Genomic DNA, 24311 nt, shown 5'->3' with positions numbered 1-24311 from the left:
AGCCGCACATCATATCACTCCGACGCGGGCAAAGGGAGCTGACTATTCAGGTTCCGCCCCGCCACCGCTACTCCAGTACGAGGGGAGCCAACAGCTCATGCAGCTCCCCCTCGATGGGAATGGCACGGTTGGCGGCCACGTCGAGCAACACGAAGGTAATGGTGGCACGACTGATCAGTGCATCATCGCCACGTCGATGAATCTCCTGGGCCATGCGCGCGCTACGAGTGCCAAGCTCGCAGACCCTGCTGCTGACCTTGAGATCATCGCCGGCCACGGCTGCCGCGCAGTAGTCGATATTGACATTTACCGCCACGAAGGCCACATCACCGCGCCGCAGACGATGAAAAAGCTCGGGGCGATCATCGAAATAGGCCCAGCGCCCCTCTTCCAGGAACTCCAGATAGCGGGCATTGTTGACGTGACCATAGCCATCGAGATGGTAACCACGCACGCGCACTGAAACAGAGGAAATTCGACTATCCATGGGTCATCACTCCTTGGCCTGAAAGGACTCGATTCTAGGCATCCACCCCTCCCAAATTCAAACATTCGTTTTATGCCTGACTCATGATCGATGCTGGCACCCTCGCGCCCCTTCGGTGATAATGGCGACCCTTTTCTCCGGGAAAAATGCTGCATGTGGTTCAAGCACTTACACCTTTATCGGCTACACGACGCACCTGAGCTGGATGCCGCCACGCTCGAAGAAGCCCTGGCCGAACAGGCGGCGCGACCGCTGGGCGGACAGGATCCCCGCCGCCTTGGCTGGACCTTCCCGGGCGGTCGTGCCGACACCAGCCGCCTTCACGAGCTGCAGGGGCAACGCCTGCTCAGCGCCCTGCGTCAGGAACGGCTGCTGCCCGCCAGCGTCGTCAAGGAAGAGGTCGACGAGCGCGCCGCCGAGGTAGAGGCTCGCGAGGGGCGCAAGCTGCGCCGCCAGGAGAAGATCACCCTCAAGGAGCAGGTAGTCGAGGAGCTGCTGCCTCGTGCGTTCGTCCGCAGCCAGAAGATCGACCTCTGGTGGGACACCCGGCGCCGGCTGGTCGGGGTCAACGCAAGTTCGCGAACGCGAGCCGAGGAGCTACTCGACCTGCTGCGGGAAACCCTGGGCAGTCTCAAGGTCACGCCACTGGCAACCCAGGTAATGCCAATGCGCGCCATGACCCAGTGGCTTACCGACCCCGCCTCACGCCCCGCCGATCTGGTGGTGGGTGACCAGGTGGAGCTTAAGGCCAAGGGCGATGACGGCGTACTGCGTGCCCGCCAGGTCGACCTCGACAGCGACGAGATCCAGCAGCTGCTGGAGAGCGGACGGCAGGCCAGCAAGCTGGCGGTGGAGATCGAGGGCCGGCTAAGCTTCGTCCTGCATGACGACCTGGCGCTGAAGTCGCTGCGCTTCGGCGACGCACTGATCGACGAGGCCAACGCCAGCGATGATGGCGATGACGCCCTGCTGCGCCTGGATACCGATTTCGTACTGATGGCCCAGGCTTTGGGCGAAAACACCGAACGCCTCATTGCCTGGCTGGGCGGCGAGGCCGGCACCGCAAGCGACACCCAAGCACCATGACCGAGAACCGACCCGACAGCAGCGCTCAGGACCCCTGGGCCGACATCCGCCCCTTCAACGACGACGAGGTCGCGGGGGTGCTAGCGAACCTCACCCAGGAGCCTGAGCTGCTCGATGCCCTGACCCGCTATCGCCTGCCGCGACTCTCGCGCCTGATGCCTGGCCTCTCGCGTCGACTGGCAAGCCTGGCGCTGCGCCGGCAGGTGCGTGGCGTTCAAAGCATCAAGCAGTTCCAGCAGCGTATCGCCGGCTACATGGAGCGGATGATTCGCACCACGACCGATGAGTTCACCACCGCCGGACTCGACAGGCTCGACCCGGCAACGGCGTATCTGTTTATCGGTAACCACCGCGACATTTCCCTGGACCCCGCCTTCGTCAACTACGCCCTCTACCTGGCGGGTCGCAACACGGTGCGCATCGCCATCGGCGACAACCTGCTCAAGAAGCCCTATGTCACCGACCTGATGCGCCTCAACAAGAGCTTCATCGTGCCGCGCAGCGCACGTGGCAAACGCGCCATGCTGGCCGCCTACCAGAAGCTTTCCGGCTATATGCGTCACTCCATTACCGGCGACAATCACTCCATCTGGATGGCCCAGCGTGAGGGACGTGCCAAGGACGGCATCGATGGCACCGACCCGGCGATCATCAAGATGATGACGATGTCGCGGCGGGCCGAGGATCGCCAGGCAAGCCTCGGCGAGGCGATTCGCGAACTGCGCCTGGTACCGGTCGCGATCAGCTACGAGTATGACCCGTGCGACGTACAGAAGGCCCGCGAACTGCACGCGATGCACACACTCGGCAAATACGAAAAAGGTCAGTACGAGGACATCAGTTCCATTGTTGCCGGCATCACCGGCCACAAGGGGCGCGTCAAGCTCACCTTCGGCACCCCGCTCGGCGCCGATTTCACGGCGCCCGATGAGGTCGCCGCCGAGATCGACCGGCAGGTACTGGAAGGCTACCAGCTCTTCCCGAGCCACTATCTGGCACTGGAGACCCTGGGTCACGCTGCGGAGCTTGTCGACCTCGGCGAGATCACCGGGGCCGATCGCGAACGCTTCGAGACGCGGCTTGCTCAGGTGCCTGCCGAGCTTCGGGAGTGGTGGCTGGCCCAGTACGCCAATCCGGTTCTCAACAAGGCGGGGCGCGCCCCCTTTACGCCAGGCGCGGCGCAGAACGAACCCAGGAGCGAGGCACGCTGAGCTCAGCGCCCTCAGCACGCCTGGCCACATGATTACGAACAAGCCGCAATCCCCCCTCATGCCTGCCGAGACGCCCAAGTGCGGCAGGATGAGAGGGTGCGAGATCTGAGCCGCCACGCCCCCGTCCTTGACTTCGGCGCTTGCTGACGTTCTCGTAAACTGATGTAAGTTGACGTTAGCTACTGTAAACTGGTGCCAACCATTCGTCGCGAGCTGCTCAGCTGGCAGTCGGCTCTCGTCTGCGACGACGCAGCCGTTACGCCTGGGTATTTGAGATGACGCGTGGCTGCTGGACGCCAACCCCATGGGGAGTACATCGACGTGTCGCTTATCAAGCAGCTCTGGCTGACTATCGCCCTGGTACTCTTATTGGCCTTTAGCGGCACCCTGTATATTGGCATGACCAGTTTCCGACTCCAGTTGGAACAGCAAGCCGAACTACGCAACCGTCTGAATGCCGAGGCTGTGGCACTGGCCATCAGCCAGGGAAACATGACCCCTGATAACGTCGCTCAACTGCTGGCCACCCAGTTTGATTCCGGCCACTACCGCCGCATCGCACTGCATGACACTCAAGGCAATGTCGTGGCCCTGCATGAGGACAGCAAGCCGTCTATCGAGGTTCCGCGTTGGTTTGTCAACCTGGCCAACATCGAAGCACCGGCCGGCCATGCGACCGTTAATGACCCCTTGAACCGCTACAGTACTCTGACCCTCGAGAGCCAGCCCGGCATCGCCTATCGGCCGCTGTGGCTCGCGACGCTCAAGCTTGCCGGCTGGTTCGGCATGCTCTGCATAGTCGGTCTATTCCTCGCCGCATGGGTCGCGCGAAGTATTCGTCGACCGCTGCGACGCCTGGTAAAGCAAGCCCATGAGATTGGTAACCGGCAGTTTATCACCACGCCCGAACCTCGCCTGCGCGAGGTAAGAAAGGTGGTAAATGCCATGAACCACCTTTCCGAATCCCTGGCCGAGATGCTTGGCCGTGAGAGTGAACGCATCGACCTGCTTCGCAAGCGGTTGCAGCATGACTCGGTCTCTGGCGTGCTCAATCGAAAAGCCTTCATGAGCCACCTTCACAATACCCTCAGGCGCAGTGATCATCGGGCTACAGGCACGCTTGCCCTGGTGCGCTTGTCACGACTGGGAAAGATCAACGCAAGCCTGGGGCAGGCCGAAACCGACCGGCTATTGCACGAATTGGGCCAGAGCCTCGTACAGGTTGGCACGCTGGTGGGCGAAGGGGTTGCCGGACGCCTGAACGGCAGTGATTTCGCCCTGTTGATCCCCTCCTCGAGTGACACCAAGCTGATCGGTGAGGAGATCATCCAGCGACTGACAACCCTCGAGCAGGCACAGCAGGAGGCTACCCTCACGCTTCCTTCGGCGTTGATCACCTACGCCCAGGGCGACCAACCGAGCGCCCTTCTGGCAAGCCTCGACGGAGCACTCGCCAATGCCGAGAATAGCGGCCATCTTGTCCAGCTGGTGGCCAAGGGAGCTCAGCGCCTGACGCTTTTCAATAGTCACGCCGAGTGGCGCCAGGCCTTGTCTCAGGCACTCGATGGCGGCGTATATCTAGGCCGCTATCCGGTGCTCGACACTCAGGGTCAGCTGTTGCACCTCGAGTGCCCGGCGCGTCTGCGCCTTAAGGGCGAGTGGCGCCCGGCCGATATCTTCATGCCCTGGATCTCTCGCCTCGGATTCGAACCTCTGTTGGACCTGGCGGTGGCCCGCGAGACACTGCGCGAGATCAACCGCCACGGCATGCCGCTGGGCATCAACCTCTCCCCGGCGTCGCTGCGCGAAGGTCGTTTCATGTTGGACTTCCGCAATCTGCTCCAGGGCAATCGGGAAGCCGCACGCCAGCTTTGGATCGAAGTGCCGGAAGCCATGCTGACCCACGACCTGGAGACATTGCACAGCCTGGGTCGCGAGCTTCAGCTCTTCGGCTGTCGATTGGGTGTGGAACATGTGGGTCGCGAGTTTCGCCGTATCACCGACCTCGAGGGCTTGGGTCTGAGCTACATCAAGATCGACGCCACTCTGGTCGAGGGTCTTCACGAGAGCCTGGATCAACAGACACTCCTGCGGGGAATCGCCACTCTCTGCCACTCCATTGGCATGATAGCCATTGCCGAGGGTGTCGCCAGCCTGAAAGAGGCCGAGATGATCTTCAAGCTCGGGATCAAGGGCGTCACCGGTCCAGGCATCCGCCAGCTGAACCGGCCCAGCAGCCAAGCGAGGTCTATTGAGTGAAGCGAGGAACCAACGGGTCACCGAGCGATGATACGAGTGAGGATTTCTCCACTGGATCAAACATCCCTGAGTCAAATACAAAGTAATTCGAGAGAAACCAGGCACCTCAGTCAGACTGGCCTACTCTATCTCCATTACCCAGAAACCACCGTAAGATATCAGCAATGCGTCCTGTAAACGTGCTATCGTCGTAGCATCGACACGGCCGGTTATCACAAGGAGCACGCCATGTCCTCATCGGAAATTCAGAAGACACGCGTCATCAACGAACTGCAGGGTTTCATAAGGAAGCTGCTACAGGATCCTCGAATTCTCGACCAGGCGCTGGAAATCGCCCGTCGTCATGTGCCTGAAGGCAACTCTCAGGAGGTCATGGCCCGTATCGCCAACGAGATATCGGACACTACCAGCATTCATATCCCGGAGGATCCCGAGGAGCACAGTGAAGCCGACAGGCTTTTCCTCGAGCTGCTTCGTGAGGTCGTCAACGAGGAGCAGGCACTCTACTGAGTAATGGCCTTCCCCCTTCAGGCAAGCCCCCAGCGACGCCCGGCACCTGCCGGGCGTTTGCGTGTTCGTGCACCACGACTCTGTTAGAATAACAACCCATTGATTTGACTAGAGCTATACAGCCTTCACCATCATGTACTACCTCCTCAAGCTAAGCCCCGAGATCACCATCAAGTCGCGCTCCGTTCGTCAGCACATGACCCGCTGTCTCGCCGCCAATGTGCGCAATACCCTGAAGCCTCTGGAGCCCGGCATCGGAGTGCGCGCGGGATGGGACCTGCTGATGGTGTCGGTACCCGATAGCGCTGAGGCGACGCTGATCGATGAGATCGAGGCGCGCCTCTGTCGGGTTCCTGGTGCTCAGGAGGTTCAGGAGGTTCGCGAGGTCGATTTCGATGACCTCGACGATATCGCCGCTCATGTCGTGCCATGCTGGCAGCAGCGCATCGCCAGCCGGCGCTTTCGTGTCTCGGCCAAACGCCGCGGCCAGCACGACTTCACCTCCTCCGACCTGGAACGCCATCTCGGTGCGGCACTGCTCGCCGCCGCGCCCGATGCCAGGGTCGATCTCAAGCACCCCGAAGTGAATGTGACGGTAGAGGTGGTCGAGCAACGACTGCGCCTGATCGATCGGCGCCTGACCGGGCTGGGTGGCTACCCTCTCGGCCTGCAGGGCCAGGCGCTGGCGCTGATCTCCGGCGGTTACGACTCACCGGTGGCCGCCTGGCGAATGATCCGCCGCGGCATCAAGACCCACTTCCTGTTCTTCAACCTGGGCGGCCCCGAGCATGAGCGGGGCGTGCGTGAGGTCACCCAACACCTCTGGCAACGCTACAGCCTGTCGCATCGCGTCAACTTCATCTCGGTCCCCTTCGAGCCGGTGGTCGGCGAGATCCTGCGCAAGGTGCCGGACGGCATGATGGGTGTGGTGCTCAAGCGCATGATGGCGCGGGCCGCTTCACGCATCGCCCTGCGTGCCCGCATACCGGCGCTGGTCACCGGTGACGCCATCGCCCAGGTCTCCAGCCAGACCCTGACCAACCTGGCGCTGATCGATGATGCCAGCGACCTGCCGATACTGCGTCCGCTGCTGACCGATGACAAGCAGACCATCATCAACCAGGCGCGACAGATCGATACCGCCCGCTTCGCCGAAGTGATGCCAGAGTATTGCGGCGTCATCTCGCGACGCCCCAACACCCGAGCCCGTCGCGACCAGATCGCCGAGGCCGAGGCCGAGTTCGACTTTGCCATACTGGACGCCGTCATCGAGGCCGCCGAGACCACCCGTACCGACCGCCTCGGCGAGGACCAGCACGTCTCAACTGGCCACCAGGCCGGCGAGGATGTCCCCGAAGCCCACGCGGGCGAGGATGTCAGCGTTATCGACATTCGCCCTCCGGTAGAGCGCGAGGTGGCCCCGCTCGCCCTGAAGTCGGGCCAACGCCTCGAGATCCCCTTCTACGAGCTGCAACAGCGTGCCCCGGAGCTGCCCGACGACCGGCACTATTTCCTGTACTGCGAGCAGGGCGTGATGAGCCGTATGCAGGCGCTACACCTCCATGACCGAGGCCTTACCCACTTTGGTGTCTATCACGCCTCCGCCCGGCGCTGAGTGGATAGGCCGGGGCTGTTGCACACGAGGATGCCGGGTGCGGCGAGACGCCATCCCGGCTACAATCGAGCATCTGATTTTCCAGGGATTCAAGAGCCGACATGTCGACGAACGCCACTCGCAAGATTCTGGTCACCAGCGCCCTGCCCTATGCCAACGGCGCGATTCACCTCGGCCACCTGCTCGAATATATCCAGACCGATATCTGGGTGCGCTTCCAGAAGAGCCGTGGCCAGCAGTGTCATTACGTGTGTGCCGATGACGCACATGGAACCGCGATCATGCTGCGCGCCGAGCAGGAAGGCATCACACCCGAGGCGTTGATCGAGCGTGTCAGCCGGGAACACCAGGCGGACTTCGCGACCTTCGGCGTCGCCTTCGACAACTACCACTCGACCCACTCGGAAGAGAACCGCTACTTCAGCGAGCTGATCTACACTCGCCTGCGCGACAAGGGCCATATCGCGACCCGCGACATCGAGCAGATGTACGACCCGGTGAAGGGGCTCTTCCTGGCCGACCGCTTCATCAAGGGCACCTGCCCTTCGTGCAAGAGCGACGACCAGTACGGCGACAACTGCGAGGCGTGCGGAGCCACCTACACCCCGGCGGAGCTGATCGACCCGGTGTCGGCCATCTCCGGCGCCACGCCCGAGGTGCGCAGCTCCACCCACTACTTCTTCAAGCTGCCCGACTTCGCCGACTTCATGCATGGCTGGATCAACGATGGTCATGTCCAGCCCCAGATCCGCAACAAGCTGATGGAGTGGTTCGAGGCCGGATTCAACGAGTGGGATATCTCGCGTGACGCGCCCTACTTCGGCTTCGAGATTCCCGACGCCCCAGGCAAGTACTTCTACGTCTGGCTCGATGCCCCGATCGGCTACCTGGCCAGCTTCAAGAACCTCTGCGACCGCGAGGGCATCGACTTCGACAGCTACTGGAAGAGGGGTAGCGATGCCGAGGTCTACCATTTCATCGGCAAGGATATCGTCTACTTCCACGCCCTGTTCTGGCCCGCCATGCTGCATGGTGCCGACTTCCGCACCCCGACGGCGGTAAACTGCCACGGCTTCGTGACCGTCAACGGCGCCAAGATGTCCAAGTCCCGTGGCACCTTTATCAAGGCCGCCACCTATGCAGACCACCTCAACCCGGAATATCTGCGCTACTACTTCGCCGCCAAGCTCACCTCGCGGGTCGACGACCTCGACCTCAACCTCGAGGACTTCGCCGCCAGGGTCAACAGCGACCTGGTAGGCAAGGTCGTCAATATCGCCAGCCGCTGCGCCGGCTTCGTCAAGAAGCTGGGTGGCGGCAAGCTCTCCGTCCACTGTGCCGAGCCCGAGCGCGTCGCCCGCTTCATCAGCGCCGGCGACGAGATCGCCGAGCAGTTCGAGACCCGCGAATTCGGCCGCGCCATGCGCCTGGTAATGGAGCTGGCCGATGAGGCCAACACCTATATCGCCGAGGCGGAGCCGTGGGTACTGGCCAAGCAGGAGGGGCGCGAGCAGAAGGTGCTGGATATCTGCTCGGTCGGTATCAACCTGTTCCGTCAGCTGATGGTCTATCTGGCGCCGGTAGTCCCGGCCATGGCCGAGCAGGCCCGTGGCTTCCTCAAGCTCGACTCCCTCGACTGGCATAGCCGGCACGAGCTGCTGCTCGACCACGAGATTGCCAAGTTCAAGCCGCTGATGACCCGCGTGGAGAAGGATAAAATCGACGCCATGATCGAGGCATCCAAGGAGGACCTGGTGGAAGAACAGAAGCTCAAGGAGACCCCAAGGGGACCCCTGGCCGAGGAACCGATCGCCGAGGAGATCTCCTTCGACGACTTCATCAAGGTCGACCTGCGCATCGCACGCATCGCCAAGGCGGAGTATGTCGAGGGCGCCGACAAGCTGCTCAAGCTGAGCCTGGATCTGGGCGGAGAGAGCCGTACGGTCTTCTCGGGCATCCGTGCCGCCTATGCCCCCGAGGCACTGGAGGGTCGCCTCACCGTGATGGTCGCCAACCTGGCGCCGCGCAAGATGCGCTTCGGCATCTCCGAAGGCATGGTGCTGGCCTCGGGCAACGACGAGGGCATCTATCTGCTCTCGCCGGACTCCGGCGCCGAGCCCGGTCAGCGGGTGACCTGAGCCACCGTGAGTCACCATGACCTGATCGAGGCCATCGATGCCCTGCTGCCCCAGACCCATTGCGGCAAGTGTGGCTTCGATGGCTGTCTGCCGTATGCCGAGGCGATCGCCGAGGGCGAGCCGATCAACCGCTGCCCCCCGGGCGGCGAGCCGACGCTCACTCGGTTGGCCACCCTGACCGGCCAGCCCGAGCAGCCTCTGGCGGAGCCCGCCCAGCTGCCCCTGGCCGCGGTAATTCGGGAGGCCGAGTGCATCGGTTGCACCAAGTGCATTCAGGCCTGCCCGGTGGATGCCATCCTCGGGGCGGCCAAGCGCATGCATACGGTGATCACCGACGAGTGTACCGGCTGCGAGCTTTGCGTGGCGCCCTGCCCGGTGGACTGCATCGACCTCGTGCCTCACCCCGCCTGGGCGTCTGCCGAAAGCGATGCGGAGCGCGACGCCTACCTGGCGCGTCGCGCCGAGCTGGGTCGCCGACGCCACCGCACCAGACAGCAACGCCAGGCCCGGGAGGCCCGCGACAAGCGACTCGAGCGCCAGAAGCGACTGATGCAACAACGGCGCGGCTCTGCCAGCAAGGGGACTAGCGGTTCACCCGGTGGCGCGGTCATCCAGCGCCAGCGGCGAATGGCCTTCAAGGCCGCCGAGCAGGCCCTGAAGCGTGTGCAACAGCAGCTGGAGAGCGCTCGCCGCCGCGGCGACGACAAGGCCGAGGCCACTGCACTGGCCCAGCTGCCCGAAGCCGAGCGGCTGCTCGCCGAGGCCAGAAGCGCGCTGGACAAGAGCGAGTAAAGCTAGTCCCTCTCCGAAATCACGAGCCAAAGCCAATCAAACCCAAACCGGACTCGCGGTTTTACTGCCAAAGGTAGGGGCCCCGGGGACAGGTCGAAGAGGAGGTCCTACGCCAAGGAAGGCGTCGGTAGCGTACAGGGACGTATTCACAGCGCCTCCTCGCAGACCTGTCGCCGGGTAAGCCCCGGATAGTGGTGCAACGCCGCCTTTCCATCGCCACGGACTGCCATGAACGCCCAGAAACGCTACGAGATCTTCGCGCGGCTGCGCGAGCACAACCCCCACCCCACCACCGAGCTCCACTGGGAAACCCCCTTCGAGCTGTTGGCCGCGGTGCTGCTCTCCGCTCAGGCGACCGATGTGGGCGTCAACAAGGCCACCGCGCGGCTCTTCCCCGTGGCCAATACCCCCCAGGCGATCATCGAGCTGGGCCTCGATGGACTCAAGGAACACATCAAGACCATCGGCCTCTACAACACCAAGGCCGTGAATCTGATGAAGACCTGCCATCTGCTGGTGGAGAAGCACGGCGGCGAAGTCCCCGGGACGCGCGCCGCCCTGGAGGCGCTGCCCGGCGTCGGGCGCAAGACCGCCAACGTGATCCTCAACACCGCCTTCGGCCAGCCCACCATCGCCGTGGATACCCATATCTTCCGGGTTTCCAATCGCACCGGCATCGCCAAGGGCAAGGATGTGGTCGAGGTGGAGAAGAAGCTGCTGCGCCACGTGCCCAGGGAGTTCCGGCAGGATGCCCACCACTGGCTGATCCTGCACGGCCGCTATACCTGTATCGCCCGCAAGCCCCGCTGCGGCAGCTGCGTGATCGAGGATCTGTGCGAGTTCAAGGAGAAGATCGAGCTGTGAGCGAAAGCGCCAACCATCATGTTCTGCATGAGTGGGCGCGACCAAGGCCGTTTCAACGCTAGAAGCCTTCCGCCTCGAGACGCTCGGCCAGCTGCTCGAGAATCTCGATGCCCTGCACATCGGTGGGTAGCCACGGCAGCCGCGGGCGCGGCAGATGCCCCAGCTCCTCGTCGATGCGCCTCAGGTAGGTGGCCTCCTGCTCACGGCGTGCGTTGAGGAAGTCACCGTCGGCCTCCGGGGGAATGACCCGATTGACGAGCGTGCCCGCCACCGGCACATGGGCCTCCTCCAGGGCCGCCACCGCGCGCGCCGTCTCGAGGATCGGCAGTCGCTCCGGGGTCATCACGAAGAGGAAACCGGTCTCGTCCGGATTCTCGATGTGTCGGCGTGCCTGATGAAACAGCCGCCGTCGTTCCATCAAGGTCCTGGCCACATCGCGTGTCTTCTCATCGAGGTCCGCCAGCCCATCCTCATGGGGGTCATCGAACGGCGTCGAAACATCCTTGCCGCGCTTGGGCGCCAGGTGTGACAGCACCTTGCCCAGCTCCTCGGACTTGCGACTATGGGCCAGCAGTCCATCGGTCCAGGCGGCCATCGCCTCGGGCAGCGTCAACAGGCGCAGGGTATGTCCGGTGGGGGCCGTATCGAAGATGATCAGGTCCCACTCCCCCGAATCATCGGTGACCAGGCGCGACAGCCGCTCCAGCAGTGCCGCCTCCTGGGTGCCCGGTGACTGCCGGGTCAGTCGCATCTGACGCTCGAGCTCGGCCATCATCTCCGGTGCCGCGTAGCGGCGCATCTGGGCGGTGACACGGGTCAGGTGGGCCTCCACCTCGGCATCCGGGTCGATCTCCATGGCATCGAGATTGGGCAGCAGCCGCCGCGGCACATCACTCAGCTCACGATCGAAAACGTCGCCCAGGCTGTGCGCCGGATCGGTGGAGACCACCAGCACCCGCCGCCCACGGCGGGCCGCGAGCACCGCCAGGGCCGCGGCGACGGTCGTCTTGCCGACCCCGCCCTTGCCGCCCACCCAGAGCAGACGTTTTTCCAGAAGTTCTTTCATTGAACCCTCAACAACATTTGAAGTGGTCGAGTGGCGAGCGCTCCATTCCCATGCGTTGATGCCAGTCATGGAAGCGTTCCAGCAACAGGGGCTGCAGTTCCAGGGTGTAGTAGGCCGCCGGATTGGGAACTCCCATCATCTCGGAGAACACCAGCAGCATGAACAGGTCGTCCTCGTCTCGACGGGCGCGGGCAATCGCGCCCCGGTAGCGAGAGGAGTAGACCTCCTCCGCGAAGAAACGGGCCTGGCTTAGCCAGGCCCGAATCCGTTCGAGACGAGCCGCACGACCCTCCTCATGGTCGTCGCTCATCCTGTGACTCCTCAAGCTTCATTAGTTACTCTTGCTGGGCAGGGGCCTCGCTCTTGATCCGCTTGAGGGCCGACACACACTCGAGCGAAACCAGGATGGCCGCGATCAGCACCACGATATCCAGCACCAGCAGGAAGATGTTGCCCTGCTCGAAGAAGCTGCGCAGCTGCAGTAACAGCGCGATGATGGTGACCACCAGCAGGAACACCAGCGGTGCCAGGGTGAACCACATGGGGCGACCCAGGCGTACCAGCATCACGGTGACCACCAGCAGCGACAGACCGGCCAGCAACTGGTTGGTGGTGCCGAACAGCGGCCAGATGATCAGCCCGCCGGAGCCATCCGCTCCGCCCGCGCCGAAGGCCAGCAGCAGACAGCTGCCCACCGCCAGCAGGGTGGCGATCGCCGGCTTCTGCATCCAGCGCTGCTGATAGATCTCGCCCCACTCCTGGAAGATATAGCGCTGCAGGCGCAGGCCGGTATCCATGGTGGTGCCGGCGAACAGTGCCGCCATGACGGTCAACAGGGTTGCCGCGGTGGCTTCGGGCAGGCCCAGGCCATTGGAGATGATGAAGGCTCCCCCTTCGACGAAGGCGTTGACGCCCCCCTGACCAAAGGCGGTGTACATCGCCTCCCAGTCGGCGAAGGAGGCAAAGCCGGCGGTCGCCGCGAGGATGGCGGCCAGCGCCAGCATGCCTTCACCCACGGCGCCGAAGTAGCCGACGAAGCGTGCGTCGGTCTCCTTGTTGAGCTGCTTGGAGGTGGTACCGGATGACACCAGGCCATGGAAGCCGGAGATGGCGCCACAGGCGATGGTCACGAACAGCAACGGAATCAGCGAGGGCGTACCGGCCGGCACATTGTCGTTGAACGCCGGCGCCACCATGCTCGGGTTAAGCAACAGAATGGCGCCATACAGCACGATCAGCCCCACGAACAGCTGCAGGCCGTTGATATAGTCGCGCGGCTGCAGCAGCACCCAGACCGGCAGCAGCGAGGCAATCGCTGCGTAGCCGAAGAGCAGCAGGATCCAGATGGCGTTGCCGGAGACACCCGCCACTTCCGCCGGCATCTGCAGGGGCACCGAGGGCCCGATGCCGATCAGCGCATAGAGTGCCACCACGCCGACGATGGAGACCATCGGCAGGCTCATCTTGCGGCGATAGATCATCTGACCTATCACCAGCGCCACCAGGATAGCCCCCCACACCGGCACCACGGCGCTGGAGAAGTTCATCATCAGCCCGGCGATCACCACGGCAAACACCGCGTTGACCATCAGCAGCACCAGAAAGATGACGATCATGAAGATGCTGCGGGCACGCTTGCCCACCACATCACCGGTCAGGGCACCGACCGACTTGGCCCGGTTGCGCACGCTGGCCCAGATCGCTCCCGAGTCGTGAACCCCGGCAAAGAAGATGGTCCCCAGCACGACCCACAGGAAGGCCGGGAGCCAACCCCAGATCACCGCGATGGCGGGGCCCACGATGGGCGCCGCACCGGCCACGGAGGTGAAGTGATGCCCCCACAGCACATAGCGGTTGGTGGGCACGAAGTCGATGCCGTCCTCGTACTCGTGGGCCGGCGTCTTGAAGTCGGGGTCGAGTCGATAGATCTTCTCGGCGATGAACTTCGAGTACACGAAGTACCCGGCCGCCATCGCGGCAAGACCCAGGACCATGACGAGAATGGCACTCATGGCACTCTCCTAGCAGTGAACGTGACAGGCAGTTACAAGCTTTTCAGTTGCTAGATGATCTTCGTCTCTTATATGCGCGACGTCCATCACATGGGCCATCGAAGCCACCCAGGCACGACGAAAGTAGCACCCAGTATCGCCACTGCTCGACCCACCATCCTTACCCCAGGCCGAACTCGCCGATGCGATCCACGGTGCGCCGATAGGCCTCGCGTTCACGACAAGCATCGAGGAACTCGGCCAGCCGGGGAAAATCGACCAGCCCACCTCGGCTTTCGAGCGCCAGCAGGGGAAAGCTCATCTGAATATCGGCGGCGGTGAAGGCCTCGCCGGCGAACCATGGCCCTCGCGACGCCAGCTCCTCCGCCCAGAACTGTCCTAGACGCCGGATCTCCGGCCCCAGATACTGCTGCTCCACACCGCGGGCAAAGAGCCGGCCCAGCGGGCGTGCCAGGGTTGGCACCGGCGGCTGTCCGAGCCGCGAGAACACCAGCCGCATGACAAGCGGCGGCATGGCCGAGCCTTCGGCATGATGCAGCCAGAAGCGGTAGCGCTCATGGGCCTCGCTGCCGGGCAATGGGGCCAGTCGGGCCTGCGTATCATGATGCTCGACCAGGTAGTCGATAATAGCACCGGACTCGGCCACCACCCGCTCGTCGCGGCCCAGATCACGAATCAGCGGCGCCTTGCCCAGCGGGTGGAGCTGACGCAGCGACGCCGGCGCCAGTTGCGTCTCGGGGTCCCGCGAATAGCTGACGATCTCGAAGTCGATACCCAGCTCCTCGAGCAGCCACAGGATCCGTTGCGAGCGTGAGTTTTCCAGATGGTGCAGTTCGATCATGCGCATATCTCCGACTGAAAGAAATGAAGGAAGATAGGAAGAGAAAAAGACACCAGGCTTTGTCTGAAAAGTCGGCGAGAGAAGGTTAGGCAAGGCAAAAATCGGCGAAAAGACGGACCGGGCTCGCGCACGAGTTTACGGAGTGTAAATGAGGTCTTTGAGTCGATTGTTAACGCCGTATAGCCGAGCGCAGCCAGTTTTCGGACAGAGCCTGAGCCCCACCGTAGCACGCCCCGCTATCGCCGCCTTGTGCCAAGGTCGTCTTTGCCCGGCCATCAACACCCACTTAGACTGACAACAACAACGATCATAATGACCTGGAGTGCGTCATGGCCAAGGTGTTGGTGGTAGACGATGAGCCGAATATCGTCCTTTCACTGGAGTTTCTGATGCAGCAGGCCGGCTTCGAGGTGGTCACCGCGGAGAATGGTGAAAACGCCCTGGTGCGGGTCGCGGAGGGGGCGCCGGATCTGGTATTGCTGGATATTAGCCTGCCCGGCATCAGCGGCTTCGATGTGCTCGAGCGTCTGCGTGGCGATCCGACCCATCGCCGTCTGCCCATCATCATGCTCACCGCCCATGGGCGCGAGGTCGAGCGCGAGAAGGGCCTGGCGCTGGGCGCCGATGACTACGTCACCAAACCCTTCTCGACCCAGGCGCTGGTGGAGAAGGTCAAGGCTCTGCTCTCCGAGGTGTCCTGATGAGTCGTCGGCTCTCCGGCCTGCCCCGCCGCCAGCGGCTGATCGGCCTGTGGCTGCTGCTCAGCGGCATCAGCATCTTCGGTGGCGCCACCTTCGCGCTATGGCTCGATACCCTCTTCCAGCCCCGAGGGATCGCCCGCCTGGTACTGTGGGCGGGCTGCTTCTCGGGTGGCGGCACCATCTTCCTGGTCGGCCTGCTGCTCGAGCGCCAGCTGTTCACGCCGCTTCGTCACCTGCAGGTGCAGCTGGCACGACTGGTGGCCAATCCGGACGCCCGGGACGACTATCCCCCGGAGGGCTGGCTACGTGCCCTTGGCCCCGATCTGGTGCGGGTTCGCGAGGCATGGCGCAGCGACCGCTCCCGACTGGCCACCGCCCACACCGAAGGCGCGCGGAGCGCGGCACGGATACGCCAGGAACTCGAGACCCTGCTGCAGGTGCTCGATACGCCGCTCCTGCTATGCGACCACCACCGTCGCATTCTGCTGTTCAACCAGGCTGCCGAGACACTGTTCGAGGATCACGCCAGCCTTGGTCTTGGCAAGCGTCTCGAGGCCCTGCTGCCCGCCGTGAGTCTGCAGCATGCCCTGGGCCAGTTACCCGCCAATGGAGCCCCTCGCGAGGTGCTGGTGCCCAGCGGCGAGCGCTGGCTGCTTGCCACCTTGCGCCGGGTACCCGGCAGCCATGGCGAGACCATGCTGACCCTGATCGACACCACCGCCGCCTGGACCAGCGAGATGGGTGCCCGTGCCGAGCTGCTCGATGGTCTGCCGCGGCTACGTCGCCATGGCGCCAGCCTGACCAGTGCCGCCGACGCCCTCTCCGCCCTGCCCGAAGGCGCCGGCGAGATGCGTCGGCGGCTGGAGCGGGTGATCGCTGAGGAGAGCCAGGCCCTGGGGGAGGATATCGATGGCCTCTCGTCCCTTGTCGAGCGCATGCAGCAGGAGGGCGAGCGGCTGATCCCCCTGTGGTCCAACGACCTCTGGGCCAGCCTCAACGAGCGGCTCCCGACGACACGCCAGCTCACCGCGGTCGGCATGCCGGCCTGGCTGAAGGGTGATGCCAGTGCCCTGCTGGCGCTGCTGGGCTCGCTGCTCGACACGCTGGCCTCGACGCTGGGCGATGTCTCCCTGGAGGGCGAGGTACGCCTGGGCAACAGGCGGGTCTACCTCGACCTGATCTGGAAGGGCAAGCCGCTTGCCGAATCCCGGCTCGGCGAGTGGCAACAGCAGCGCCTGGAGGCACTTCCCTTCACCCCCCGGGTGGCCGACGTGCTGCATCAGCACGATAGCGACGTCTGGAGCCTGGCCGATGACGATGGTCAGCATGCCCGGCTGCGCCTGCCCTTTCACGCCGCGGGGCGGGTCGGGGCACCGCGCCCGACGCTTCCGCCGCGCCCCGAGTTCCACGACTTCGGCATCGCCGACCTGCCGGCACCCGATGCGGAGCTGGCCGCCCGACCGCTACGCGCCCTGGAAGTGGTGGCCTTCGATACCGAGACCACCGGCCTCGAGCTACGCCGCGGCGACACCGTGATCAGCATCGGCGCCTGTCGGGTCGTCAACGCACGACTGTTGGCCAGTGAAACCTTCGACCTCTACGTCGATCCGGGAAAACCGATCCCTCCGGCCAGCACCGCCATTCACGGCATCACCGATGACGCCGTCACCGGCGCTCCTCCACTCTCGGTGGCACTGCCTCGCTTCCGCGACTATGTGGGAGACGCCGTTCTGCTGGCCCATAACGCCGCCTTCGATCTGCTTGCCCTGCAATCACCAGGAGCCGGCATCGCACTGGACATGCCGATACTCGACACCCTGCTGATCTCCCGGGCGCTGGATGCCAGCCTGGATGGGCATGACCTCGACAGCCTGGCCGAGCGTTATGACCTCTCCTTCCCCCCGGGCACTCGCCACACCGCCCTGGGCGATGCCCGGGTCACCGCCGAGCTATGGCTATCGCTGCTGCCCCGCCTGGAGGCCCGCGGCATCGACACACTCGAGAAGGCCCTGGCCCTGCAGCACAGTGCATTGAGCAAGGAGGATGCCTGCGCCTCATGACGACCACATACGATCGTAGCGTCTTGCCATGCTGAGCGTACCGCGGCGCCGCGAGCGCCTGCTGGCATTGATCATCCTGGCCGCGCTGCTGTTCACCCCGCCCCTGGTGCTGGTGCCGGACCGGGCCATGGCGATCTCCTGGCTGCCGCTCTACCTGTTCATCGCCTGGGGGCTCATCATCGGGCTGACGGCCTGGCTGATGGAGAGCCCGAGCACCCGCAAGCCACCAAGGGAGTAGGCCATGCGCAGCGACATCGTGGTGCTCAGCGTCGCCTTCGGCTACCTGGCACTGCTGTTCCTGATCGCCGCCTGGGGCGACCGACGCGCCGAGCAGGGACGCTCGTTGATCGGCTCGCCCAATGTCTATGCGCTCTCCATCGCGGTCTACTGCACCGCCTGGACCTTCTATGGCAGCGTGGGTCGCGCCGCCCAGTTCGGCCCCAGCTTCCTGCTGATCTATCTTGGGCCAACCCTGGCGATGCTGATGGCTCCCTTCCTGATCCGCAAGATGGTGCGTATCGCTAGCGCTCAGCGCATCACCTCGATTGCGGACTTCATCAGTGCCCGCTACGGCAAGAGCTCGGGCCTCGGGGCCCTGGTGGCACTGATCGCCTTGATCGGCATCACGCCCTATATCGCCCTGCAGTTAAAGGCGATCACCGTTACCCACGCGGTGCTGGTGAACTACCCCGATGCCGGCGACCTGCGTCTGGCCGACGAGCCCTTCTGGCTGGACAAGTCTTTCTGGGTAGCACTGGTGCTGGCCGTCTTCATCATTCTCTTCGGCACCCGCCACCTGGATGCCAGCGAGCGCCACGAGGGGATGGTGGCCGCCATCGCCTTCGAGTCCCTGGTCAAGCTGATAGCCTTCCTGTCGGTCGGTATCTTCACGGTCTTCGTGCTCTTCCAGGGCCCCGGCGATCTCTTCGCCCGGGTCGCCGCCACGCCGGAACTGGCAGCACGGCTGGGGCTGGATGCCGTACCCGGTGGCGCAACCGGCTGGGCGGGCATGCTGGTGCTGGCCTTTCTGGCATTTCTCACGCTGCCCCGGCAGTTCCAGGTGCTGGTGGTGGAGAACGTCGATGAGCGCCATTTGGCTCGCGCCAGCTGGCTATTCCCGCTCTACCTTCTGGCCATCAACCTGTTCGTGATCCCCATCGCCATGGCGGGCCTGTTGCTGATGGGAGATGCCGACCCCGACCGCTTCGTGCTCACCCTGCCCCTCTCGGCCGACCTGGAGGGCCTGCCGCTGCTGGTCTTTATCGGCGGCCTCTCGGCGGCGACCAGCATGGTCATCGTCGAGACCATCGCGCTCTCCACCATGGTCAGCAACCAGCTGATCATGCCGTTGCTGCTGCGTACCCGCCGCCTGCACCGCAGTGCCAGCGGCGAGCTGGCCGGCTGGCTGCTGGGCATCCGCCGGGTGGCAATCGTGCTGATACTGCTGCTGGGCTACCTCTATCATGCGCTGGTCGGCGACGCCTACAGTCTGGTGACCATCGGCCTGGTCTCGTTCGCCGCAGCCTGCCAATTCGCCCCCGCCATGCTGATCGGCATGTACTGGCGCGGCGCACATCACCGTGGTGCCGCCCTGGGGTTGATCGCCGGCACGCTGGTCTGGGCCTGGACCCTGCTGATCCCTGGCTTCGCCCAGTCCGGCTGGCTCGATGCCACCTTTCTCGAGCAGGGTCCCTTCGGCATTGTCTGGCTGCGACCCTATGCACTCTTCGGCCTGGAGGGTTGGGACATCTATACCCACTCACTGCTCTGGAGCCTGACCGCCAACCTCGGCCTGCTGGTCGGGGTCTCGCTGTTCAGTCGTCAATCGCCGCTTGAGCAGACTCAGGCGGCGCTGTTTGCCGAGGCCATGCACCCGAATCTGCTGGAGACCTCTCTATGGCACGGCCAGACCACCCGTGGCGAGTTGCGCACCCTCCTCGACCGCTACCTGGGGACAGGAACGACCGCTCGGGTCTTCGCCGATACCGAACCCCAGACGAGTGATGCCGAACAGCCGGCCACCCCGGCCCAGATCGCGCGCGCCGAACAGGCCCTCTCCGGGGCGTTGGGCAACGCCTCGGCACGGGTGTTGATCAACTCGGTGGTACGCGGTGAAGCACTCGACCTGGAGTCGATCCTCAGCATCCTCGATACCACTTCCGAGACCCTGGAGATCAACCGACGCCTGGAACAGAAGTCCAGTGAACTGGCCCTGGCCAGCGAGGAGCTGCGTGCCGCCAACGAGCGCCTACGCGAACTCGACCGCCTGAAGGACGAGTTCGTCGCCATGGTCAGCCACGAACTGCGCACCCCACTAACCTCGATCCGCGCCTTCGCCGAGATCCTGCGCGACAGCGACAACCTGCCTGAAGAGAAGCGGGTCCACTTCCTCGATGTGGTGGTCAAGGAGAGCCAGCGACTCTCACGACTGATCGAGGAGATCCTCGACCTGGCACGCCTGGAGAGCGGGCGCCTGACGCTCCACCCTCAATCTCTCGACCTGGTGGCGCTGGTGCGTCACAGCGTGGATGCGGTGCATCATATGCAGGCGGACCGGGGAGTGGCGCTGGAGGTGGTGATCGAGCCGGAGCAGGCCCCGGTCATCGGCGACCCGGATCGCCTGGAGCAGGTGATCATCAACCTGCTCGACAACGCCGGAAAGTTTGCCGACCAGGAGGACGCGCGAGTACGACTCAGTCTGCTGCCACACAAGCGTCACTACCGCCTGATGGTGGAGGACAATGGCCCCGGCATCGGCGAGGAGGAGCGCGAGCGCGTGTTCGAGAAGTTCCACCAGATCCAGCGCGCCGATGCAGCGCCCGACAGCCGTCATGGTCGCCCCCGAGGCAGCGGCCTCGGCCTGCCCATCAGCCGCGGGATCGTGGCCCACCTCGGTGGTCGTCTATGGGTGGAAGAGGCCCCCCATCTAGGGGGCGCCTGCCTGATCATGGAGCTTCCCGAGGCGCCGCCGGAGCCCGGCTAGCCCCGGCGTCCGCGACGCTGCAGCGCCCGTATCTGCTGCAGATCATGGCGCAGTAACATCCGCTGGTCCTTGCCGAGGCGTGTCATATCCACCCAGCCGTCGGCGGCACGGCCGGCAGCGAGATTGTGGCACTGCTCGTGGAGCAGCAGCGCCTGCAAGCGCCCATGGGCGGCGGTAAGTTCTCGGCAGCTGTCGGCCCCCAGCTTGCCCCTGGCGACCAGCGCTGCGAGCCGCCGCCGGGTATCGGTTTCGCGCACACCGTGCCGCAGCGACATCAGCCTTGCCGCGGCGACCAGTGGCAAAATGGCCTGATGCTTGAGATTGATAGCCCGCTCGTGGGGTGCCCCTTCCAGCGCCCCGGCCAACCGGCCGAGGCGATCCAGCGCCACCGGCTGCTCATCGAACAGCGCCCCCATCTCGTCGAGGAAGAGCCCCGCCGCGGGAAGACGCGTTGCTACCCAGTCGCTCAGCGCCTCGGCGAGGCCCATGTCACCGAAGACCGGGGTGAAGTCGAGCAGGATATTGGCCTGTTGCACGCGCTTGACCCGTCGGTCGGCGCTCCATATCTCGAGCTGGCGCTGCCACTCCGAGAGGCGCTTGCGCCACATCGGCCAGCGGGCCATGACATGACCACTGCACAACGGAATCCCCGCGCGATCGAGCCGATCGCTGAAGCGCTCGCCCAGCGACTGGAAATAGCCGTCAATCTCGAGATGCCGGGCATCCGGATACTCATCGATGATCATGGCATTGTCCTGATCCGGGGCCAGCAGACTCTCGTGGCGACCTCCAGAGCCCAGCACCACGACACAGTACGCCACCGGCGGCGCGCCCCACCCCTGTCCCTTCATCTCGGCCTCGGCGAGACGGACGGCACGGCGGTAAAGCCAGGCGTTATGGTCGCTGATCAGTTGGGAAATCCGCCAGGCAGGCAGATCGAGACGCAACAGTGCCTCCACCAGGGTGGATTGCCAGGCATGGGCGTCGGCCAGGTCGGGATGAGACCCCAGATCGATCAGGGCATCGCGCAGGGGCGCGACAAGATCAGGCAGGCTGGCGGGATCCGGCAGGGTCTCCCCGGCAAAGAGCTCCCGCCACGGTGAGGCGCGATGCAGAAAGCGCACGACTCTCTCGACCGGACTAGCGAGCGAACATGCCGTCGCCCATCTCGTCGATGAAGCGCCGCGCCTTGCTGATCATCAGCTCGTCGCAGGCCTCGCGGCCGGGCACCATATCAGAGCGTTCGAAGCGGTGCTCGAGCACCTCATCCTCGTCCTCTTCGCCATCCCCGCTCAGCGGCCGACGGATCCAGCCGCTGACGCGGTATTGGCCACCCTCCTGTGCCGGCTCGGAGACAATCAGATAGCCGTTGTGCTCCACCGGCTCGGCGGCCGGGGCATGGCCCGCAGAGCCATCGTCATCGCCAGCACCCAACAGCCCCGAAAGAAGCTTCTTGAACATGACAAGCCTCCTACTAGTACCCACGATCCTTGCGGCACATAAAGCATTGGAGCGCCCGAAGGCGCCCCAATGCGACATCAGTCCTGCTTGCGCCCCTTGCCGGCGGCAATACGCAGGCGCAGGGCATTGAGCTTGATGAAACCTTCGGCATCCTTCTGGTCGTAGGCGCCGGCATCATCCTCGAAGGTCGCGATGGACTCGTCGAACAGCGACTGATCGGACTGGCGACCGGCGACGATGACGTTGCCCTTGTAGAGCTTGAGGCGAACCACACCCGAGACATTGCGCTGGGTCTCGTCGATGGCGGCCTGCAGCATGCGACGCTCAGGGCTCCACCAGTAGCCGTTATAGATGACCTCGGCATACTTGGGCATCAGCTCATCCTTGAGGTGGGCCTCTTCACGGTCGAGCGTCAGCGACTCGATGGCGCGGTGTGCCTTGAGCATGATGGTGCCTCCGGGCGTCTCGTAGCAGCCGCGAGACTTCATGCCGACATAGCGGTTCTCGACGATATCGAGACGGCCGATGCCATTATCGCCACCCATCTTGTTGAGCTTCTCGAGCACCTCATGGGGCTTCATCGGCACCCCATCAATGGCCACGATATCGCCTTGGTCAAAGGTGAGCTCGACGTAGGTGGGCTCGTCCGGGGCGGCCTCCGGCGAGACGCTCCAGCGCCACATGTCCTCTTCTGCTTCGGCCCAGGGATCCTCGAGGATGCCCCCCTCGTAGGAGATATGCAGCAGGTTGGCATCCATGGAGTATGGCGACTTCTTCTTCTGGCCGGCGAAGTCCACCGGGATGTCGTGCTGCTGGCAGTAAGCCATCAGCTTCTCGCGGGAGTTCAGGTCCCACTCACGCCACGGGGCGATCACCTTGACGCCGGGCTTCAGCGCGTAGGCACCGAGCTCGAAGCGCACCTGGTCGTTGCCCTTGCCGGTGGCGCCGTGGGAGATGGCGTCGGCGCCAGTCTGGTTGGCGATTTCGATCAGACGCTTGGCGATCAGCGGGCGGGCGATGGAGGTGCCGAGCAGGTACTCGCCCTCATAGATGGTATTGGCACGGAACATCGGGTAGACGTAGTCGCGCACGAACTCCTCGCGAAGATCCTCGATGTAGATCTCCTTGACGCCCAGTGCCTTAGCCTTGGCACGCGCCGGTTCCACCTCCTCGCCCTGACCGATGTCAGCGGTGAAAGTCACCACCTCGCAGTTGTAGGTTTCCTGCAACCACTTGACGATTACGGAGGTGTCCAGGCCGCCGGAGTAGGCCAGCACCACCTTCTTGACATCGGACATTCGAGGAGCTCCTTTCTGATGAATACGAAGACCTGCCAGTATAGCGCGCCAACCTCGCCTCGAATACCGCCCATCCACGGGACCTCGCGGGAGCGAGCTGCTAGACTGCGCGGATTCGAGCCGGGCCGCGGCCAGCCTGCCCGCGACATCAATGCCAAACACGAAGGAGAGGTGCATGAGCGAGGCGATCGCCCGCGACCTGATGGCACAGCGATTCCGCAGCTACCTGCCGGTGGTGGTCGACATGGAAACCGGCGGCTTTGATTCCGAGCGCAATGCGATCCTCGAGATCGCCGCGGTCACCCTGACCATGAACGCCGAGGGTTACCTGCTCCCCGAGTCGACCTATGCCTTCCACGTGGAGCCCTTTGCGGGTGCCAGCATCGAGCAGTCGGCACTGGACTTTACCGGCATCCGGCTCGACGATCCCCTGCGTCGCCAGGTGGCGGTCAACGAGTCCGAGGCGCTCAACGAGATCTTTCGACCCATACGCAAGTCGATTAAGGCCCATGGCTGCACCCGCGCCATCCTGGTCGGCCACAACTCGGCGTTCGATCACGGCTTCCTCAATGCCGCGGTGAACCGCTGCGGCATCAAGCGCAATCCTTTCCACCCCTTCTCCAGTTTCGATACCGCCTCCCTGGCCGGCCTGATGTACGGCCAGACGGTACTGGCCCGGGCCTGCCGGGCCGCCGGCATCGAATTCAACAACAGCGAGGCGCATTCGGCTCGCTATGATACCGAACGCACCGCCGAGCTGTTCTGCGCCATGGTCAATCGCTACAAGGAGATCGGCGGCTGGGCCCAGACTCAGCGCGAACAGGGAATGGAAGAGGCGCCGTAAGCTGCAAGCTGCAAGCTGCAAGCTGCAAGCTGCAAGCTGCAAGCTGCAAGCTGCAAGCTGCAAGCTGCAAGCTGCAAGCTGCA

The 24311-nt window shown here is 64.1% G+C and carries 21 protein-coding genes; 13 read left to right on the top strand and 8 right to left on the bottom strand.

The genetic code is table 11. The annotated features are described in order from the left end of the window. Window positions 1-67: 67 nt before the first annotated feature. Entirely contained in the window at window positions 68-487 is a 420-nt protein-coding gene (locus GRB80_RS04175; RefSeq protein ID WP_132041181.1) for an acyl-CoA thioesterase, read from the bottom strand. 153 nt (window positions 488-640) lie between these two features. Here GRB80_RS04175 and GRB80_RS04170 point away from each other — a divergent pair, with 153 nt between their 5' ends. The 8 genes from GRB80_RS04170 to nth all read left to right on the top strand — a co-directional run bounded on the left by GRB80_RS04170 (window position 641) and on the right by nth (window position 10962). After that, complete coding sequence (locus GRB80_RS04170; RefSeq protein ID WP_161422632.1) at window positions 641-1573, top strand: recombination-associated protein RdgC; 933 nt, start codon at window positions 641-643, stop codon at window positions 1571-1573. Continuing rightward, window positions 1570-2784, top strand: coding sequence for a 1-acyl-sn-glycerol-3-phosphate acyltransferase (locus tag GRB80_RS04165; protein ID WP_132041183.1), 1215 nt, complete (start codon window positions 1570-1572; stop codon window positions 2782-2784). The genes GRB80_RS04170 and GRB80_RS04165 overlap by 4 nt, the downstream gene beginning before the upstream one ends. Before the next feature lie 282 nt (window positions 2785-3066). Beyond that, on the top strand, window positions 3067-5043 hold the full coding sequence (locus GRB80_RS04160) for an EAL domain-containing protein (protein ID WP_161422631.1): 1977 nt from the start codon (window positions 3067-3069) through the stop codon (window positions 5041-5043). 228 nt (window positions 5044-5271) lie between these two features. After that, entirely contained in the window at window positions 5272-5553 is a 282-nt protein-coding gene (locus GRB80_RS04155; RefSeq protein WP_132041189.1) for a hypothetical protein, read from the top strand. Between the two features lie 133 nt (window positions 5554-5686). Beyond that, a complete protein-coding gene (thiI, locus tag GRB80_RS04150) occupies window positions 5687-7168 on the top strand; it encodes a tRNA uracil 4-sulfurtransferase ThiI (RefSeq protein ID WP_161422630.1) in 1482 nt (493 codons plus the stop codon). A 101-nt stretch (window positions 7169-7269) separates the two neighbouring features. After that, complete coding sequence (metG, locus tag GRB80_RS04145) at window positions 7270-9306, top strand: methionine--tRNA ligase (RefSeq protein WP_161422629.1); 2037 nt, start codon at window positions 7270-7272, stop codon at window positions 9304-9306. 6 nt (window positions 9307-9312) lie between these two features. Further along, complete coding sequence (locus tag GRB80_RS04140; RefSeq protein WP_161422628.1) at window positions 9313-10098, top strand: RnfABCDGE type electron transport complex subunit B; 786 nt, start codon at window positions 9313-9315, stop codon at window positions 10096-10098. Window positions 10099-10326: 228 nt separating this feature from the next. Continuing rightward, window positions 10327-10962: an endonuclease III gene (nth, locus tag GRB80_RS04135; RefSeq protein WP_132041193.1), complete on the top strand. Its 636-nt coding sequence runs from the start codon at window positions 10327-10329 to the stop codon at window positions 10960-10962. Between the two features lie 58 nt (window positions 10963-11020). On the opposite strand, the gene GRB80_RS04130 is transcribed toward nth, so the two are convergent. From GRB80_RS04130 to GRB80_RS04115, 4 genes are all read right to left on the bottom strand, one after another. Continuing rightward, entirely contained in the window at window positions 11021-12028 is a 1008-nt protein-coding gene (locus GRB80_RS04130) for an ArsA family ATPase (protein WP_237561916.1), read from the bottom strand. 7 nt (window positions 12029-12035) lie between these two features. After that, window positions 12036-12338, bottom strand: coding sequence for a cory-CC-star protein (locus tag GRB80_RS04125; RefSeq protein WP_161422626.1), 303 nt, complete (start codon window positions 12336-12338; stop codon window positions 12036-12038). A gap of 25 nt (window positions 12339-12363) precedes the next feature. After that, on the bottom strand, window positions 12364-14040 hold the full coding sequence (locus GRB80_RS04120) for a carbon starvation CstA family protein (RefSeq protein WP_161422625.1): 1677 nt from the start codon (window positions 14038-14040) through the stop codon (window positions 12364-12366). A 160-nt stretch (window positions 14041-14200) separates the two neighbouring features. Then, window positions 14201-14881: a glutathione S-transferase family protein gene (locus GRB80_RS04115; RefSeq protein ID WP_161422624.1), complete on the bottom strand. Its 681-nt coding sequence runs from the start codon at window positions 14879-14881 to the stop codon at window positions 14201-14203. A 329-nt stretch (window positions 14882-15210) separates the two neighbouring features. On the opposite strand from GRB80_RS04115, the gene GRB80_RS04110 reads away from it, so the two are divergent. Genes GRB80_RS04110 through GRB80_RS04095 form a run of 4 tightly spaced genes read left to right on the top strand, consistent with a single transcriptional unit; the run spans window position 15211 to window position 20625 of the window. Next, a complete protein-coding gene (locus GRB80_RS04110) occupies window positions 15211-15582 on the top strand; it encodes a response regulator transcription factor (protein ID WP_161422623.1) in 372 nt (123 codons plus the stop codon). Beyond that, on the top strand, window positions 15582-17642 hold the full coding sequence (locus GRB80_RS04105) for a 3'-5' exonuclease (protein WP_161422622.1): 2061 nt from the start codon (window positions 15582-15584) through the stop codon (window positions 17640-17642). The genes GRB80_RS04110 and GRB80_RS04105 overlap by 1 nt, the downstream gene beginning before the upstream one ends. Window positions 17643-17670: 28 nt before the next feature. Further along, window positions 17671-17880, top strand: a complete 210-nt coding sequence (locus GRB80_RS04100) for a hypothetical protein (protein ID WP_161422621.1) — start codon at window positions 17671-17673, stop codon at window positions 17878-17880. A gap of 3 nt (window positions 17881-17883) precedes the next feature. Next, window positions 17884-20625 carry a sensor histidine kinase gene (locus GRB80_RS04095; RefSeq protein ID WP_161422620.1) on the top strand — a complete coding sequence of 914 codons (2742 nt, stop codon included), beginning with the start codon at window positions 17884-17886 and terminating at the stop codon, window positions 20623-20625. Here the strand turns inward: GRB80_RS04095 and GRB80_RS04090 are convergent. From GRB80_RS04090 to GRB80_RS04080, 3 genes are all read right to left on the bottom strand, one after another. After that, a complete protein-coding gene (locus tag GRB80_RS04090; protein WP_161422619.1) occupies window positions 20622-21749 on the bottom strand; it encodes a DUF294 nucleotidyltransferase-like domain-containing protein in 1128 nt (375 codons plus the stop codon). The two genes, GRB80_RS04095 and GRB80_RS04090, sit on opposite strands and share 4 nt — an antisense overlap. 16 nt (window positions 21750-21765) lie before the next feature. After that, complete coding sequence (locus GRB80_RS04085) at window positions 21766-22086, bottom strand: HlyU family transcriptional regulator (RefSeq protein WP_161422618.1); 321 nt, start codon at window positions 22084-22086, stop codon at window positions 21766-21768. A 77-nt stretch (window positions 22087-22163) separates the two neighbouring features. Continuing rightward, window positions 22164-23384, bottom strand: coding sequence for an argininosuccinate synthase (locus GRB80_RS04080; protein WP_161422617.1), 1221 nt, complete (start codon window positions 23382-23384; stop codon window positions 22164-22166). A 175-nt stretch (window positions 23385-23559) separates the two neighbouring features. On the opposite strand from GRB80_RS04080, the gene rnt reads away from it, so the two are divergent. Beyond that, window positions 23560-24228, top strand: a complete 669-nt coding sequence (gene rnt, locus GRB80_RS04075; protein WP_132041205.1) for a ribonuclease T — start codon at window positions 23560-23562, stop codon at window positions 24226-24228. Window positions 24229-24311 lie beyond the last annotated feature (83 nt).

The sequence above is a fragment of the Halomonas icarae genome (assembly GCF_009901955.1).
GTDB lineage: Bacteria > Pseudomonadota > Gammaproteobacteria > Pseudomonadales > Halomonadaceae > Halomonas > Halomonas icarae.
The sequence above is the reverse complement of the archived record's forward strand: the minus strand, read 5'-3'. Positions and strand labels throughout refer to the sequence as shown.